The sequence below is a fragment of the Corallococcus sp. AB018 genome (assembly GCF_003986945.1).
GTDB lineage: Bacteria > Myxococcota > Myxococcia > Myxococcales > Myxococcaceae > Corallococcus > Corallococcus exiguus.
The window spans coordinates 1-14,759 of the sequence record NZ_RAWR01000013.1 but is presented as its reverse complement, the minus strand read 5'-3'; the positions used below and the strand labels follow the sequence as shown (position 1 = coordinate 14,759).

18 protein-coding genes are annotated in these 14,759 nt (G+C 69.1%); 6 read left to right on the top strand and 12 right to left on the bottom strand.

Annotation, left to right across the window (positions count from 1 at the left end):
* Positions 1–35: 35 nt before the first annotated feature.
* The 3 genes from D7Y11_RS04830 to D7Y11_RS04820 all read right to left on the bottom strand — a co-directional run bounded on the left by D7Y11_RS04830 (position 36) and on the right by D7Y11_RS04820 (position 3,099).
* Entirely contained in the window at positions 36–563 is a 528-nt protein-coding gene (locus D7Y11_RS04830; RefSeq protein ID WP_306770413.1) for a glutathione S-transferase domain-containing protein, read from the bottom strand.
* Positions 564–722: 159 nt separating this feature from the next.
* The gene (locus D7Y11_RS04825; RefSeq protein ID WP_126933137.1) at positions 723–1,955 is read right to left on the bottom strand and encodes a serine hydrolase; all 1,233 of its coding nucleotides are present in this window, start codon (positions 1,953–1,955) and stop codon (positions 723–725) included.
* A 94-nt stretch (positions 1,956–2,049) separates the two neighbouring features.
* A complete protein-coding gene (locus tag D7Y11_RS04820; protein ID WP_126933136.1) occupies positions 2,050–3,099 on the bottom strand; it encodes a hypothetical protein in 1,050 nt (349 codons plus the stop codon).
* A gap of 201 nt (positions 3,100–3,300) precedes the next feature.
* Here D7Y11_RS04820 and D7Y11_RS04815 point away from each other — a divergent pair, with 201 nt between their 5' ends.
* Complete coding sequence (locus D7Y11_RS04815) at positions 3,301–3,666, top strand: hypothetical protein (RefSeq protein ID WP_126933135.1); 366 nt, start codon at positions 3,301–3,303, stop codon at positions 3,664–3,666.
* A 3-nt stretch (positions 3,667–3,669) separates the two neighbouring features.
* Here D7Y11_RS04815 and D7Y11_RS04810 read toward each other — a convergent pair whose 3' ends face one another.
* A complete protein-coding gene (locus D7Y11_RS04810) occupies positions 3,670–4,458 on the bottom strand; it encodes an AraC family transcriptional regulator (protein ID WP_126933134.1) in 789 nt (262 codons plus the stop codon).
* A 77-nt stretch (positions 4,459–4,535) separates the two neighbouring features.
* Between D7Y11_RS04810 and D7Y11_RS04805 the strand changes: the two genes are divergently transcribed.
* Entirely contained in the window at positions 4,536–5,027 is a 492-nt protein-coding gene (locus D7Y11_RS04805; protein ID WP_126933133.1) for an anthrone oxygenase family protein, read from the top strand.
* Position 5,028: 1 nt separating this feature from the next.
* Here D7Y11_RS04805 and D7Y11_RS04800 read toward each other — a convergent pair whose 3' ends face one another.
* Positions 5,029–5,436 (bottom strand): DUF3224 domain-containing protein, encoded by a 408-nt coding sequence (locus tag D7Y11_RS04800; protein ID WP_126933132.1) that lies wholly within the window; start codon positions 5,434–5,436, stop codon positions 5,029–5,031.
* Positions 5,437–5,580: 144 nt separating this feature from the next.
* On the opposite strand from D7Y11_RS04800, the gene D7Y11_RS04795 reads away from it, so the two are divergent.
* Positions 5,581–5,814 (top strand): hypothetical protein, encoded by a 234-nt coding sequence (locus D7Y11_RS04795; protein ID WP_199753690.1) that lies wholly within the window; start codon positions 5,581–5,583, stop codon positions 5,812–5,814.
* A gap of 24 nt (positions 5,815–5,838) precedes the next feature.
* On the opposite strand, the gene D7Y11_RS04790 is transcribed toward D7Y11_RS04795, so the two are convergent.
* Entirely contained in the window at positions 5,839–6,282 is a 444-nt protein-coding gene (locus tag D7Y11_RS04790) for a DUF4437 domain-containing protein (RefSeq protein ID WP_120579859.1), read from the bottom strand.
* A 102-nt stretch (positions 6,283–6,384) separates the two neighbouring features.
* On the opposite strand from D7Y11_RS04790, the gene D7Y11_RS04785 reads away from it, so the two are divergent.
* Positions 6,385–7,308 (top strand): LysR family transcriptional regulator, encoded by a 924-nt coding sequence (locus D7Y11_RS04785; RefSeq protein WP_120579858.1) that lies wholly within the window; start codon positions 6,385–6,387, stop codon positions 7,306–7,308.
* Between the two features lie 27 nt (positions 7,309–7,335).
* Here the strand turns inward: D7Y11_RS04785 and D7Y11_RS04780 are convergent, their stop codons facing one another.
* The 6 genes from D7Y11_RS04780 to D7Y11_RS04755 form a co-directional block, all read right to left on the bottom strand.
* Entirely contained in the window at positions 7,336–7,839 is a 504-nt protein-coding gene (locus tag D7Y11_RS04780; protein WP_120579857.1) for a nuclear transport factor 2 family protein, read from the bottom strand.
* Positions 7,840–7,932: 93 nt separating this feature from the next.
* Positions 7,933–8,517, bottom strand: coding sequence for a hypothetical protein (locus tag D7Y11_RS04775; RefSeq protein WP_120579856.1), 585 nt, complete (start codon positions 8,515–8,517; stop codon positions 7,933–7,935).
* A gap of 11 nt (positions 8,518–8,528) precedes the next feature.
* Positions 8,529–9,287 carry an ABC transporter ATP-binding protein gene (locus tag D7Y11_RS04770; protein WP_120579855.1) on the bottom strand — a complete coding sequence of 253 codons (759 nt, stop codon included), beginning with the start codon at positions 9,285–9,287 and terminating at the stop codon, positions 8,529–8,531.
* Positions 9,284–10,255 carry an iron chelate uptake ABC transporter family permease subunit gene (locus tag D7Y11_RS04765; RefSeq protein ID WP_120579854.1) on the bottom strand — a complete coding sequence of 324 codons (972 nt, stop codon included), beginning with the start codon at positions 10,253–10,255 and terminating at the stop codon, positions 9,284–9,286. Before D7Y11_RS04765 ends, D7Y11_RS04770 begins: the two co-directional genes overlap by 4 nt.
* Positions 10,245–11,336, bottom strand: coding sequence for an ABC transporter permease (locus tag D7Y11_RS04760; protein ID WP_233597349.1), 1,092 nt, complete (start codon positions 11,334–11,336; stop codon positions 10,245–10,247). The genes D7Y11_RS04765 and D7Y11_RS04760 overlap by 11 nt, the downstream gene beginning before the upstream one ends.
* On the bottom strand, positions 11,299–12,324 hold the full coding sequence (locus tag D7Y11_RS04755; protein WP_120579853.1) for a siderophore ABC transporter substrate-binding protein: 1,026 nt from the start codon (positions 12,322–12,324) through the stop codon (positions 11,299–11,301). The genes D7Y11_RS04760 and D7Y11_RS04755 overlap by 38 nt, the downstream gene beginning before the upstream one ends.
* Positions 12,325–12,486: 162 nt before the next feature.
* On the opposite strand from D7Y11_RS04755, the gene D7Y11_RS04750 reads away from it, so the two are divergent.
* Complete coding sequence (locus tag D7Y11_RS04750) at positions 12,487–14,076, top strand: family 43 glycosylhydrolase (protein ID WP_126933131.1); 1,590 nt, start codon at positions 12,487–12,489, stop codon at positions 14,074–14,076.
* Positions 14,077–14,088: 12 nt separating this feature from the next.
* On the top strand, positions 14,089–14,607 hold the full coding sequence (locus tag D7Y11_RS04745) for an SHOCT domain-containing protein (protein ID WP_126933130.1): 519 nt from the start codon (positions 14,089–14,091) through the stop codon (positions 14,605–14,607).
* Positions 14,608–14,759 lie beyond the last annotated feature (152 nt).

The window sequence follows — 14,759 nt, the reverse complement described above, 5'->3', positions numbered from 1 at the left end:
ACGAGACTCGCCCTCGCAGCGAAGCCCGGGTGCTCTCAGACATCAAAGCGGAACGGGGTGGCGCTGGCGGATGAACGCTGTGCGAACTGCTGACAGAAGCGGTTCAGCGTTTCATAGGAGGCCGTGGGTAGGACGTCCCGGAACTCCAGATGGGTCACGAAGCAGAAGAGCGTGACCTCCAGGTAGCTCAGGTCCCGCTCGGGCGGGAGAGCGGCCAGCGCGGCACTCGCGTTCTCCTCCAACCACGCCATCATGTTGAGCAAGGACTCACGAAGCTTGCGTGCGTGGGTCGTGCCCTCTCCGGCGCCAGCCATCTTCTCCATGACCAGCGTGACCTCTGTCGCCATGGCCTGCAGGGTGAGTTCCTGCATGTTCGCCAGCAGGGGCACGTCCAGGTCCTCCGGCCACACCACCCGGAGCCTGGGATTCGACCGCCGCCACAGCTCACGGGAGACATTGAGCGCGCCGAACCAGACACCTTGAGCTGTCTTCAGGACGGGGATCCGGAGCGCGGGGTTGCCGCCATAGTCCTCCGGGTTCGTGGACAGGAGGTTCCGCACCACCTGGAAGGAATGGTCGACGCCCAGCTCCGCCGCGAAGAGCCGGGCAATGCGCGTGAAATGCGAGCTTGAACGACCGATGAGGACAGGCTTGTCGAGCGTTGGCAGGGGAGCCTCCAGTCAATGTGACGTGGCAGGCTAACCCCATCTCGCCCCAACTCCCTATGGCCGGGAGGGCCCCTGCAGGGCCGCCATGATGATCCGCGCGGCGATGTCCGGCTGGTCCCCTCCCATGTGGAGCGTGTTGACCGAATAGATGAGGCGCCGGCGCAAATCCCGCGTGGCGCCCATCCCGTTGTTGTAGCCGTGCCGGTCGCCCGTCTTGCCCCAGAAGATGACGCCGTCGATGTCGTGGCGCCTGAGGCCCGCGCTGTAGCTGGCGCGGCCGCCTCCCGCGGCGGGCAGGTCCGGGACGGTGAACAGCTCCTCCTGCTGCTTGCGTGGCAGCAGCCTGCCCTGGAAGAGCGCGACGAGGAAGCGGTCCAGGTCCTCGGCGGTGGAGATCATCTCTCCGGCGGCCCAGGGCACGGATTGGCTGGCTTCGGTGACGTCCACCAGGCAGCGCTCGCCGTAGGCGATGGCTCCCGCCGAGCAGCCCGTCTCGTCCGGCGCGACCTCCTCGTAGCCACGCGTGTGGCGCCCGGGAAGGGTCACGTCGTTGCCGGGCACGAAGGTGTCCTTCAGGTGCAGCGGCCGCAGGATGCGTTCTCGCACCGCGTCCCCGTAGGGCCGGCCCGTCACCTGTTCGATGAGCAGCCCCGCCACGAGGTAGCCGATGTTGCCGTACTCCTGCTGCGTGCCCGGCGCGAAGCGGGGGCCCTGGGGGAGCGTCAGGGAGAGGAGCTCCCGGGGGCTGAAGCGCCGGAAGCGGTTCTCGAAGAACCAGTCAGGGTCCTTCTGCGGCACCGGCACGCCGGGCAGGCCGTGGGTGAAGTTGAGCAGCTGGCGCACGGTGATGGGCGCGTAGACGCCCGCGGGCAGCAGGCGCGGCAGGTAGTGCTGGACGGGCTGGTCCAGGTCCACGCGCCCCTCGGCGGCGAGCTGCAGCACGACGATGGCCGTGAACGTCTTCGTCATGCTGCCAATGCGGAAGTGCGCGTCCGCGGGCACCGGGGCGCCGGTGCGGATGTCGGCCACGCCGGACGTGCCCAGCCAGCGCCCATCCGCGCCGCTCACCCGGACCAGCGCGCCGGTCACCTCCGCGTTCGGCAGGCCCGCGATGGCCTGTCGCAGCGCCTCGCGGTTCAGGGGCGGCAGGGGTGACCGTGCCGCCTCCAGCTCCTGTTCGCCCACCTCCAGCGCGGCACCGGCCGGTGCATCCGGCCCGCAGGCGGGGGCCGTGAAGCTCGCGAGCAATGCCATACCCAGCCGCAGTCCGCGGTGCAGGACAGCCATGTTCCATCTCCTGTGGGGGAAGGGCCGGTGCTTTTTCCGGCCGGCGGATGGAACACCGGTGACCCCTGGCGGTGTCACCGGGCAGGGCGGAACTTCAATCCACCGCCACGTACAGCTGGCCGTCCTGGCCGATGGCGCCGGGGGAAAGCGACCATCCCTGGCCCTCCTGCATGAGGTAGAGCGTGCGCTTTCCCTCCGGCGAGCGCGCGGCCCCGATGAGCAGGTACCGGCGTGTCCGTTTCGCTCCGGCGAGCGTCAGCACGTCGTGCTTCACGCTCCAGGTGCCCTGGTCGTCGTCGGAGCCGAACTTCATCGCGCCCACCTGTCCGGACGCGCCCCCGTACTTGTATTGGAACGCGTGATTGGCGCCGAAGGTGTAGTCGATGCTGTAGGAGACCGCCGTCATGGTGGTGCCGCCGGTATAGGCGTTGACCCACTGGGCTCCGCTGCTGGTGCCGTAGATGAAGTGGCCCACCACCTCCTCGTCGTCCACCAGCGGCAGGCCCACGGGGCTCCCGCGCACACCCTTCAGCGCTTCCTCCACCCGGGCGTAGGACGTGTTCCAGGAGAACGAGGCCGACATGGCTTCGCCCAGGCCTCCGGGCGTCATGAAGCTCTGGATGAACACCAGCGGCTCCAGGCGGTCTCCTGCCTCCACCAGGTAGAGGCTCACCCGGAAGGACCGGTCGTTGTTCTTCGCGCGCACCACCGCCGCGGTGAAGAAGGCGCGGGCCCCATTGGACATGAAGCGCCGCATCACCAGTGGGTTTGGCTGTACGCCGTTCCAGTCCGCGCCAATTCGCTCCTGCCACACCTTCGCGAGCCGGCCCTCGGCGTCATCGAGCCCGGGCATGGCCGGCAGCCGGAGTGCTTCCACCCCCAGGGTGTCGCCCCGGTCGTTCCACTCGAGGATGAAGCGTCCGTCCTCCTGGGTCTTCCACCCCTGGGGCGCGTCGAACGCGAAGCCGCCGGGCTCGCCCGGGCTGCCGCGGCCCCTGCTCACCGTGCCGGGGGCTCCGGGCGTGTCGCTGTCTCCGGCGAACAACCCCAGGGCCATGAGCCCCAGGGTGCCGGTGCAACAGAAGGCGCAGGCGCCTCCGACCACGAGGAGGATCCAGACGAGGGGGCTCTTGGGACGGGCCATGGGGGATGCCTGGGAAGGAGTGCGGGGCCGCGAGGGACGTTCGGGTGGATGCGCCGGTCATCCGCTTCTACGCCCAGCGGGCCGAATCTTCCCACACCCCCCAGGGTGTGGATTTAACCGCGTTTAATCCCAGCACTTCCGCGGGGTGCGTAGGGTGTCCGCCACCTGCCGCGATGGCAGGCCTGTGTGAGGGGGCAATTCATGTCGAGACACGTCGTGCGTTCGCTGTGCCTGGGGTCCGTGATGGCGTTGGCTTCCGCCTGTGGCGGAGCGATGGACGAGGCCGGACCGGAGGAGGTGCTCGGCTCCGCTGAGCAGGCCGTCTGCCCGCAGGGAACGGCGGTCGCCGGGTGCCTGGACTTCGGGTCGGGCGGCTTCTCCGATGCGAGTTGTCCCGGGGGCATCAAGTGGAGCTACTGGGACTGCACGCAGTACAAGGCAGGCTCCGGGAGCAGCGTCCAGTGGTACCGCGCCAACTGCGGCCCGACGCAGTACTACATCTGCGGAGGCACCTACACGACGCCTCCGAACACGAACCCGCCGGCTTGCAAGAAGACCTGCTCGTAGGCGTCAGCGTCCCGCGCGCCGCAGGACGGCGGGCGTGAGTCCCGTCACCCGGCGGAACACCGTGGTGAAGTGACTCTGGGAGCTGAAGCCGACCGCGAGCGCGATGTCTCCGAGGGAGCGGGTCGTGTGGCTCAACAGGCCGCGCGCCCGCTCCACCCTTCGCTGCTGCACGTAGGCGTGCGGCGTCATGCCCATGGACTGCCGGAAGGCGCGGGTGAAGTAGAAGACACTCAGGCCCGAGCGCTGGGCCAGTTCGCCCACCCGGATCCTCCGCGCGAGGTGCGCTTCGATGAAGAGCCGCACGCGGTGGAGCGCGGCGGCGGAGAGGCCACCGCGGCGCCGCGCCGCTCGCGTCCCTCCGGGTTCCTGGAGCAGCTTCGCCATGCGGGCGGCATGGCGGTCCTGCACCTTCCGCGCCTCGCCCAGGAAGCGGGCGATGACCTTCAACTCCGCGTCCGGCAGCGGCGCCATCAGCTGCAAGCCATCCGCCTGGAGGGGACCCCAGAGGGTCTCAATCCATTCGCGCGCATGCCCGGTGAGCGCGAGCTTCCTGCTGCTTCCCGAGCCCTCTCGCTGGACGTAGCCAGCGAGCTCCAATCGCTCCACATCGGCGCCTCGTGCGACCCCGCTCAGGGGCGCGGGGCCTCCGAAGTGCAGCTGTGCCAGACACGTCAGCTCCGCGCGGCCGAGCGCGAGCACCTCTCCCACGGCGGAGTCGAACTCCGCGGAGGCTTCCTGGAAGCGGACGATGTCGGCGCCAATCTGGGCGAGGAGTGCGTGCCGGGGGCTCATGGAAAACACCGCAGGATTGAGAAAAACAGCACAAGGGCACGAAAGACGCTCGCGGGCACGGGACGCATGCTGGCCCCATGATGAACCTGAAGCCCTCCGCGGCGGAAATCCTGTTGTGGCTCTTCGTGCTCAACCTGGGCGTCGCGTTCGGCGCGGGGCTCTATGAGCACCGCATCTCGCTCCCCCGGTGGCTCGACGTCACGGGCGGGCACTGGTCCGCGGAGGCGGCGCGCCAGGATGACGTGGGCCTGCGCTTCTGGGGCGTCGTCACCACGGGTCCTCTGACGCTGCTCACGCTGGCCAGTCTCTATTTCGCCACGCGGGCCACGGGGCCGCTGCGCTCCTGGTGGCTCGCGGCCGCGCTGGTGGTGCTCGTGGACCGGGTGCTGACCTTCTCGTACTTCATCCCCACGATGATCCGGCTGATGCAATCGTCCGACACCCCGGCGGCCGTGGAGACCGCCACGCGGTGGGCACGGATGAACCACCTCCGTCACGCGCTCGCGGGAGGCGCGTGGTTCGCGGCCCTTCAAGCCCTCTCATGGCTCCGGGTGACGAGAGGCGCGTGAGTCACGGCGCGTCCGGCAGGGTGTACTGGAAGTCGTAGGAGTGCTTCCCGCCCGGCGCGATGTCGATGGTCATCGAACCGGCGAGCCCCGTGAGCTCGCCGGTTCCAGAGTCCGGCACCACGGAGATGAGGAGGTGGGGCGCACCGCGCGTCATCACCCCGAAGTGCTGGAGCGCGAAGGTGCCGGCGCGGCCGTCCAGCGTCCCGCTGACGCGCTCCATGGCCACGTACCCCGCGGACCCCTCCACCGGCGTCCGCACCGCGAGCATCTGCCCCTGGCTCGTGGCCTCCAGCGCGCCGTGATAGCGCTTGTCGAGCATCATCCGGCCCGGGGCCGCGTCCACCGCGCCCGCCTCCGGGGCCATGGGGGTGAGCTTGACGTCGAAAGGTCCGTTCACGCGCTTCGTCATGGGGGTCTGCTCCCTTGCCTGGAGGCCGGACAGATACGCCAGGAGCCCCGCGCCTGGATTGCAAAAACGCGTCACCCCCGGCGCCTTGGGACTCGCTTAAGACATTGGGCCTACCGTCGCGGTCACTCCAAGGGGGCAAGGCGCATGAGTGACGACGAGCGGAATCACCACCACGGACTCCAGCAGGACCCTCGGGCCCTGGCGACGCGCACGGACCGGCGGGAGCTGCTGCGCTGGATGGCCTTCACCAGCAGCTTCCCAGCCTGCTACAGCGGCCGCTGGCCGCACATCCACTTCGAAATCTACCCTTCGGTGGAGGCCACCTCCTCCTCGCGCAACAAGGTGGCCACGTCCCTGGTGGTGGGCTTCAAGGTGTGACGCGTTTCCGGGCCCGCGGGGCGGCTACTTCGCCTTGGCGGGCGCGAAGTCGAAGGGCTTGTCCTGGGCGATGAGCATCACGCACTCGGCGTCCGGCGCGCACTGGTTGCGGTGCACCACCTTGCCGGGCTGGTCCCAGGTGCTGCCGGCCTCCACGGCGCCTGCTTCGGCGGCGCCCTCGCTGGTGTTCGTCATGCGGCCCTTCACCAGCACGCCGTGGTAGTCGGCGGAGTGGGTGTGCGGCCCGGAGTCGAACCCGGCGGGGAACTTCATCAGCAGGGCGTACGGGCCCTTCTTCATGTCGCCCCAGAGCACGTGCACGGACGGGCCGCCGGGCATCATCTCCGTCCAGGTGAGCTTGTCATAGGCGGTCTGCTGGAACGCGGCGGACTCCTTGCCCTTGGCGGCGGCGAAGGTGAACGCGGAGACGACGGCGACGGCGGCGACGAGCTTGGGCAGGGTCTTCACGGGAGGCACTCCTCGGTGGAAGGAAACGCCGGGGAGGATGGCTTCTGGGCATCCCTGCGAAAATGCCCGATTCCGCAGGGCACCTCTGCGAAAGTGCAGGCCATGCCCGAATGGAGCGACCTGCGGCACTTCCTGGCCATCGCGAGGGAGGGGAACCTCTCCGCGGCGGCGCGGCGATTGAAGGTGGACCAGACCACGGTGGGCCGGCGCCTGGCCGTGCTGGAGAAGGAGCTGGGGGCACGGCTCTTTGACCGGACTCCCACGGGTCTGCGTCCCACGGCGGTAGCGCTGCGCATCCGTCCGGCCGCGGAGGCGGTGGAGGCGGAGGCGCTGCGGGTGGAGCGGCTCGCCAGCGGCGAGGACCTGCGCCCCTCCGGACCGGTGACGGTCACCGCGACGGACTCCTTCCTGGTCCACAACGTGATGCCGTGGCTGGCCGCGTTCCAGGAGCGCCATCCGGAAATCGAGTTGCAGCTGCTCTCCGGTTACGAAGCCCTGTCGCTGGTGCGGCGCGAGGCGGACGTGGCCATCAGGCTGGTCCGGCCGCAAGAGGCGTCGCTGCGGGCCCGGAAGGTGGCTGCCATTGGTGTCGTGCCGTTCGCGTCGAAGGCCTATCTCTCCCGCCGGGGGCCGGTGCGTTTCGACACGGGGCTCCAGGGGCACTCGGTGGTGGGGTACGCGCAGGACTCGCGGCGCTGGCCGGAGTCGAAGTGGCTGGACGTGCACGCGGCGAAGGCCACGGTGGCGCTGCGGCTGACGTCCATCCTGGGGCTGCTCCAGGCCGCGCGCGAGGGCCTGGGCGTGGCGCTGCTGCCGGCGTTCTTCGGCCACCTGCATCCGGAGTTGGTGCCTCTGCGTGACGCCCTGCCGGAGTTGGAGCGGACGGTGTGGCTGGTGTTCCACGAGGACCTGGCCCACAACGTCCGGGTGCGCGCGGTAGTGGACTTCCTGGCGGAGACCATCGGGAAGCAGGCGGAGGCGCTCGCGAAGCCTCCGGCCGGGTCCCGGAAGAAGCGCGCCCGGTGACGGGGCCGCGTCACCGCACGCCCGGAGTCACGGCGTGCCGAGCCGCTTGCCCCGGGCGAACTCCAGGCCCAGCAGGTTGCCGCGGTGGTGGATGGGATCCAGCGTGACCTTCTGGATGCGCCAGCCCTCCGCGGCCGTCTTCACCACTTCATGCGTATAGCGTCCCACCAGGGTCCACTCCTGGGGAAAACCATCCATGGTGAAGAAGTGGGACACCTCCGCGTAGGCGTGCACCGTGCCGTGCGTGGGGCTGGTGAACTCCGTGCGCACCGTGTTGGCCGTGGCGTGCTGCACGCGGGTGAAGCACTCCAGCGCCTTGTTGCCGAACTGCGCCAGCACGGCGCGCGGCGCGGTGGAGGGCGGCACTCCCATGAAGCGGGAGTAGTCCGACGTCACCTCCGGGGCGAAGACCCGCTCCCACCGGGTCCAGTCGCCTGTGTCCTTGCCATGGTCGATGGCCTGCCCGTACTCGGCCACCAGCTCCTGCACGGCAATCCAATCCAGCGTGTACTCCAGGTTCTTCTCGCGCATCTCCGTCTGCCTTTCTGGAAGAGGGGATGCACAGGCTTTCACCCTCCGTGGAGGCGGAGCAAGCCGAGGATGCGCCGCTCAGAGGGGAGGGCGTCACGGCTCCGAAACGGTGATGCCCATGCCCCTGGGCGTGTCGGACAGTCCGATCACTTTCGCCCGGGCGCTCGCTTTCCACTCCAGCTCGACCGTGCCGGGGGTGGCGTCCGGCTGCACCTGGACGGTCAGGTCCGTGGCCCACTTACACGATGCTCCCATCTCGCAGGTCTCATCCAGGATCACGACGGTCCGCGCCACCACGTCCTCCCCCGTCTTCAGCACGACGGGCTGCGTGGGCACGGCCGGGTCGGGGCTGGCCTTGGACAGCGAGACGCGCATCCACGGCAGCGCTGTCCGCGAGGGGTCCGCTGGCGTCCACCGCGCCTTCACCTGCACCGTCAGCTCCACCTGGGCCTTCTTCGATGGTGGCTCCGACGCCGTGACCTTCACGGTGATGGGGCGCGTGAGATTGGGCGCCTCGGTCGTGAGGGTCAGGGGCGCGCTCGTGTGGGGCTCGGAGACGATGTCCTCGAAGCTGTTCCTGGACGTGGCCACGACGCTGGCGCATGCGAACAGCAGGAGCAGCCGCGAGGCCCAGTGGCGCAGGCGGGGGGACTGGGGGGCTTCACGGGTGGAGAACATGGGCCTGGGGCTCACCGGTAATGGACCGCGATGCGCTTTCCATCGAGCAGGTGGATGTCGATGTCCATGTCGTAGATGTCGCGGAGCACGGCGGGGCGCATCAGCTCCTCCGGCGTCCCCTGGAAGGCGACCTTCCCGGCGCGCATGGCGATGACGTGGTCGGAGTAGCAGGAGGCGTAGTTGAGGTCGTGCAGCACCAGCACCACGCACTTGCCCAGCGCGTCCGCCGCGCGCCGCAGCTCCTTCATCATGGCCACGGCGTGTTTCATGTCCAGGCTGTTGAGGGGCTCGTCCAGGAGCACGTAGTGGGTGTCCTGGCACAGCACCATGGCCACGAAGGCGCGCTGGCGCTGGCCTCCGGACAGCTCGTCCAGGAAGCGGTTCGCGAGCGGCTCCAGGCCCAGGTGGTGGAGCGCCCCCTCCACGAAGGCGCGGTCCTCCACCGTGGGGCGGCCCTTGGAGTGCGGATAGCGGCCGAACGTCACCAGGTCTCGCACGGTGAGCCGCGAGGTGACGGCGTTGTCCTGCCGCAGGATGGCCAGCCTTCGCGCCAGCGCGTCGCCGGGCGTGCGGACCACGTCCATGCCGTCCACCAGCACCGTGCCGGAGGACAGCGGCAACAGGCGGCTCACCATGGACAGCAGGGTGGACTTGCCGGCGCCGTTGGGCCCGATGATGGACGTCACGCCCGTCTCCGGGAACTGGAGCGTGACGTCGTCCACCACCACGGTGTCTCCGTAGCGGCGGGACACGTTCCGGGCTTCGATCATCGCAGCACGCCTCGCATCAACAGGGTGATGAACATCAGGCCGCCCAGGAACTCGATGATGACGCGCAGGTTGGCGCCAAAGGAGAAGACGCGCTCCAGCACGAGCTGACCGCCCAGAAGGCCAATCACCGCCAGGAACACGGCGGCCGGCAGCACGTGGACGTGCCGGTGCGAGCGCACCAGCCCGTGCGCCAGGTTCGCCACCAGCAGCCCGAAGAAGGTCACCGGCCCCACCAGCGCCGTGGACACCGACACCAGCACCGCCACCACCGCCAGGAGCCGCGACACCGTGCGCCGGTGGTCCACGCCCAGGTTGATGGCCACGTCGCGCCCCAGGTTCAGCACGTCGCAGGTGCGCATCAGGCTGAAGCCCAGGACGGACGCGCCCAGGGTCATCAGCGCGGAGACGATGAGCAGGTCCGGGTCCGGGTTGTTGAAGCTGGCGAAGAAGCGGTCCTGCAGGAAGTCGAACTCGCCCGGCGCGATGAGGCGCTGGAGGAAGCTGGACAGGCTGCGGAACAGCACGCCCAGCACCACGCCCGTGAGCAGCAGCAGGTGCACGCTCCGCCGGCCTCCCTCGAACAGCCAGCGGTGCAGCACCGCGGAGAAGACCACCATGATGGCGACCTCCACCGTGAAGAGCAGCCGGCTGTCCAGGCTCGCCATGGTGCGCGAGCCCAGGAAGAAGAGCAGGCTCGTCTGTAGCAGCAGGTAGAGCGTGTCGAAGCCCATGATGGCGGGCGTCAGGACGCGGTTCTCCACCACGGTCTGGAACAGCACCGTGGAGACGGCGATGGCGTAGCCCACCAGCAGCACCGTGGCGACCTTGCGCGCGCGGAACGGCAGCACGAAGTCCCACTTGCCGCCCGCGTCCACGGTCATGAACACCACCACGCAGAACGCGGCCAGGCCCCCCAAGAGGAGCAGCCGCCGCTCATGGCCCTCCAGGCGCAGCGCGCTAGCCGACACGGTCGTCCCTCCGCAAGAGCAGGTGGAGGAAGAGGAGGCTGCCCACCACGCCCGCCACGGTGCCCACGGGAATCTCATAGGGCTGGCGCACCACCCGCCCCACGATGTCGCACAGGAGCACGAAGCCCGCGCCCAGCACCGCCACCCACGGGATGGAGCGGCGCGCGTTGTCACCCACGATGAGGCTGACGACGTTGGGCACCACGAGCCCGATGAAGGGAATCATCCCCACGGTGGCCACCACCACCGCGGTGACCATGGCGACGATGGCCAGCCCCAGCGCCATGATGCGCGGGTGGCTCAGGCCCAGGTTGGTGGTGAAGGCCTCGCCCATGCCGGCGACGGTGAAGCGGTCCGCGACGACGTAGGCGATGACGGTCAGCACGAAGGCGCCCCAGAGCAGCTCATACCGGCCGCGCAGCACGCTGGAGAAGTCGCCCGTGGTCCAGGCCATCAGTGATTGCAGCAGGGAGAAGCGGTAGGCGAAGAACGTCGTCGCCGCGTCGAAGATGGCGCCCAGCACCAGTCCCACGACGGGCACGACGAGCGCCGAGCGCAGCGGAATCCGCCGGAGGATGAACAGGAACAACGCCGTGCCCGCCATGGCGAAGCAGGCGGCGACCGCCGTCCTGGCGAGGATGGGGAGGCCGGGGGCGAGCAGCGTGACGGCGAGCAGGCCCAGGCTCGCGGACTCCGCCGTGCCCGCAGTGAAGGGCTCCACGAAGCGGTTGCGCGCGAGCATCTGCATGATGAGGCCCGCGACGGCCAGGGACATGCCCGCCAGCAGCAGGGCCAGCGTGCGCGGCACCCGGCTGATGACCAGCACCTGCACTGCGCGCTGATTCTCCGCCGGCGCCAGCAGCGCTTCCCACGACACGTGGCTCACGCCAATCAGCATGCTGATGCCCGCGAGCACCAGCACCCCGAGCACGGCCACGGCGAGCAGCGGCAGGGGAGCGCCCTTCGCGCCGCTCGTGGGCAGCGGCTCGGAGCGCGCGCTGGCCTCGTGGGAGGCCACGGAGGTGCGCGGCGCGAAGCCCGGCTCAGGGAGCGGAGGGCTGTCGGGGCTTCGCGTAGACATCGGAGATCTGCTCCATCAGGCGCCGCAGGGACTGGATGCCGCCGCCGATGAGGTAGGTGTTCGCCGGCTCCAGGTACACGACCTGCCCCTGCTTCCAGGCCGTCGTCTGGTGCACCAGCTCGTTGTCCAGCAGCCGCTGTGCGCCGCCGCCCTCGCCAATGGCCGCGTCCCGGTCGATGACGAACAGCCAGTCCGGGTTGGTCTCCAGGATGAACTCCGAACCCACGGCCTCCCCGTGCAGTGACGCCTTGAGCGACGGCGCCGCGGGCGGGATGCCGAAGGTGTCGTGCAGCACGCCGAAGCGCGAGCCCGGGCCATACGCGCTCATCCGTCCTCCGGACGTCAGCACGATGAGCCCCTTGCCCCGGCTGGCGGTGGTGCCCTTCAGCGTCGCGATGGACTGGTTCAGCGTCTCCACCAGGGTGCGCGCCTGCTCCTCCTTGCCGAAGACGGTCGCCAGCCGCTGCGTGTTGCCCACCACGGTGTCCAGGAAGTGCGTGTCGTCCGTGGTCTGGTCGATGGTGGGCACCATGGCGGCGAGCTTCGTGTACCGGGCGCTGGAGCGGCCGCCGGTGATGACCAGGTCGGGCCGGGCGGCGTGCAGGGCCTCGTAGTCGGGCTCGAAGAGCGTCCCGTAGCGCGGGTACTTCTTCGCGTCCGCGTACTTCGCCAACTGGCCGGGGAAGTACTCACCCGCCACGCCCTGAACGTCCACCCCCAGCGCGTCCAGCGTGTCCAGCGCCGCCAGGTCGAACACCACGACCTGCTTCGGGTGCTCGGCCACGACGGTGCTGCCCTGCGCGTGGGCAATGGTCCGGCCCGCTCCCGGAGCAGGGGCCGCCGCGTCAGCCGCCGCCGCGCCTTCCGAGGGCACGGGACCCGGGGCCGGAGCTCGCGGGCCCCGTGCGAAGAAGACCGCGAGAGCGATGACCGCGACCCCGATGAGGGCCACGAGGAGGGTGGGGAACCGCCGGGGAGTGGTGCTCACGGGAAAGGCAATCCAGAGAAAAGTGATATCAAATGAAATTGATATTCATTATCGAAGTTGCGGATATAGCGGATCGCCGCCGGACGGTCAAAACCCATCGGCCTTGCGCGGCCCGGGCCTTCCCTGGAAGCTTGGATTTCAAGACTTCCATGGAGAAGCCTCATGAAGCCCGTCCGAGCCGTCCTGCTGTTGTCCCTCCTCACCACGACCTTCGCCGGGAGTGCCCTCGCGCAGGACAACTCGCGCACGCTGCTCATGCAGTGGCTGGCGGATCCGGACGTCTACAAGGAGAACGACGACCTGTTCTTCCTCACCGGCACGGGCAACGGGGTGTTGCTGCCGCTGTATGAGTCCAACGACCTGACGACGTTCCGCTTCAAGCGCGACTACAACCCGTCCGCGACGGACCCCACCTACGACTACTGCTTCCTGTGGGCGCCGGACCTGAGCAAGGTGGGCAGCGTCTACCAGCTCCACTTCTCCGGACACCGGGTGCCCAACGGCGCGGCGTGTCCTCCAGCGGGGCAGGAGGTGACGACCTTCGTCGCCACGGCGCCGGATTTGAACCTGGTCTTCGGCGTGCCCCAGCCCATCAACGCCAATACCACCTGGCCGCGCACCACCACCGGCACGGCGTGCCTGCCGCAGGGGTGCAACCGGAACATCCGCATCGACTCGGCGACGTTCAACGACGGCGCGGACCGCTGGCTCTTCTATGTCTGGTTCCAGAACGGCAACAACATCTCGTCGTTCAAGCTGGCCGCGCCCGGTACCGTCTACAACCACGCGGGCCCGGCGGTGTTCGCGACGCCGGCCTACGAGGAGGGCATCAACGAGGCACCGGAGCTCTTCAAGCGCGACGGGCGCTACTACATGGTCTTCAGCGGCGGTTGGTACAACAGCCAGTACGCCATGTACTACGTGATGGCGGACTCCATCCCGGAGCTCACGCGGGCGCGGGCGGTGCGGCGGATGTCCCTGCCGCTGAAGAACTCCGCGGGCCGGCTGGTGCAGTCCCACGGCCACGACGTCATCGTCGAGCGGCGGGGCGAGTACTTCAACATCTTCCACCAGGGCGCCTTCGACAGCGCGGGCAACCTCACGTCGCGCAGCACGTACAAGCAGCGCGTCGCGTTCAAGCCGGATGGGGCGATGACGTCCCTCAACCAGGTGAACGTGCGCTGGAACCGGCTCGCGGGGTACAGCTACTCGCTGGACGTCGTGCTGAAGAATGGTTCGGTGGTGGGGCCGTGCACGTCGGTGGTGCTGCTGGGGCAGTCCAACAAGACGGTGTTCGACGGCGTGTGCCGCAGCGCCGGGGACCGCGTGGTGACGAAGGGGGAGATCGCCGCGTTCCGCCTCTTCTATTCCAACAACAACGTCTGGGGGCCGTCCGTGGAGAAGGCCTATGACGGCATCTCCGACGACGTGTCCCTGGAGCTGCCCGGCGGCGTCACGCCCTTCGTGGACCTGGAGTGGAGCGAGGAGGAGACGCTGGCGCAGTACTCCATCGACGTGCAGCGGCGGGACACGGGCGCGTGGATTGGCCCGTGCATTGGCGTGGGCGCCGTGAACAAGAGCCTGGCCTGGACCTACCAGGGGCGATGCGACACGCCGGGCATCAACGTGCCGTACTCCAACATCCAGGCCTTCCGCGTCTGCTCCGCGGTGAATGGCGACTGGGCCCACGCCCGCTGCGGCGCCGCCGCGTACGACGGGCGGGCCCTGCACTCGCGCATCAACATCCCCTAGGCTGGACGCCCCATGTTCGACGCCATCACCTCCGACCCCGCGCTCCTCGTCCTCCTCATCATCGTGGCGGGAGGGCTGGGCGTGGCGTTCGGACCGAAGGGGGGGCTGCTGGGGCTGCTGGGCGCCGGGCTGGATCGCACTGAGTTGGAGAACGGAAGGGCCGGCGAGGCCACGGTGCTGGAGGTGCGGGACACAGCGATCCGCATCGACAAGCGCCCGGTCCTCCAACTGCTCCTGGAGGTTCACATCCCCGGCCGTGCTCCCTATCAGGCGCGGGTGAGCAAGCGGCTGCCGCCTCATTCGAGCACGGCCACCTGGGGGCCGGGGCTTCGGGTCCAGGTGATGGTGGACCCGATGAAGCCCCAGCGCGTCGTCATCACCGGCTTCGCGATGGCCGCCCCGGCCAGCCCGCCATCGCCCCCGGTGGATCCGGTCCGGGCAATGGAGGACCTGAAGCGCATGGCCGATGGCGGCCTCATCACCGAGCGCGAGTACGAGGCGAAGAAGGCGGAGATCCTCGGCCGCTTGTAGCGTCCGTGAAAGCGCCGGACTAGTCGCAATGCCGATCAGATAGGTGGGCCTTGCGAGGACCTACCGCCATGGTTGAGGGTGTGGCGATCTCATTCTTGGAGATCGCCGCATGGGGCTTTCCCAGGCCATCCAGGGCGCTGCCATGGTGGCCC

Bases quoted from the DNA above. Each gene is read 5' to 3' on its own strand.
- D7Y11_RS04750 (WP_126933131.1), top strand. From the start codon at position 12,487: ATGAAGCCCGTCCGAGCCGTCCTGCTGTTGTCCCTCCTCACCACGACC.
- D7Y11_RS04810 (WP_126933134.1), bottom strand. From the start codon at position 4,458: ATGAGCCCCCGGCACGCACTCCTCGCCCAGATTGGCGCCGACATCGTC.
- D7Y11_RS04760 (WP_233597349.1), bottom strand. From the start codon at position 11,336: ATGTCTACGCGAAGCCCCGACAGCCCTCCGCTCCCTGAGCCGGGCTTC.
- D7Y11_RS04745 (WP_126933130.1), top strand. From the start codon at position 14,089: ATGTTCGACGCCATCACCTCCGACCCCGCGCTCCTCGTCCTCCTCATC.
- D7Y11_RS04820 (WP_126933136.1), bottom strand. From the start codon at position 3,099: ATGGCCCGTCCCAAGAGCCCCCTCGTCTGGATCCTCCTCGTGGTCGGA.
- D7Y11_RS04825 (WP_126933137.1), bottom strand. From the start codon at position 1,955: ATGGCTGTCCTGCACCGCGGACTGCGGCTGGGTATGGCATTGCTCGCG.
- D7Y11_RS04800 (WP_126933132.1), bottom strand. From the start codon at position 5,436: ATGACGAAGCGCGTGAACGGACCTTTCGACGTCAAGCTCACCCCCATG.
- D7Y11_RS04815 (WP_126933135.1), top strand. From the start codon at position 3,301: ATGTCGAGACACGTCGTGCGTTCGCTGTGCCTGGGGTCCGTGATGGCG.
- D7Y11_RS04775 (WP_120579856.1), bottom strand. From the start codon at position 8,517: ATGTTCTCCACCCGTGAAGCCCCCCAGTCCCCCCGCCTGCGCCACTGG.
- D7Y11_RS04770 (WP_120579855.1), bottom strand. From the start codon at position 9,287: ATGATCGAAGCCCGGAACGTGTCCCGCCGCTACGGAGACACCGTGGTG.
- D7Y11_RS04795 (WP_199753690.1), top strand. From the start codon at position 5,581: ATGAGTGACGACGAGCGGAATCACCACCACGGACTCCAGCAGGACCCT.
- D7Y11_RS04785 (WP_120579858.1), top strand. From the start codon at position 6,385: ATGCCCGAATGGAGCGACCTGCGGCACTTCCTGGCCATCGCGAGGGAG.
- D7Y11_RS04780 (WP_120579857.1), bottom strand. From the start codon at position 7,839: ATGCGCGAGAAGAACCTGGAGTACACGCTGGATTGGATTGCCGTGCAG.
- D7Y11_RS04805 (WP_126933133.1), top strand. From the start codon at position 4,536: ATGATGAACCTGAAGCCCTCCGCGGCGGAAATCCTGTTGTGGCTCTTC.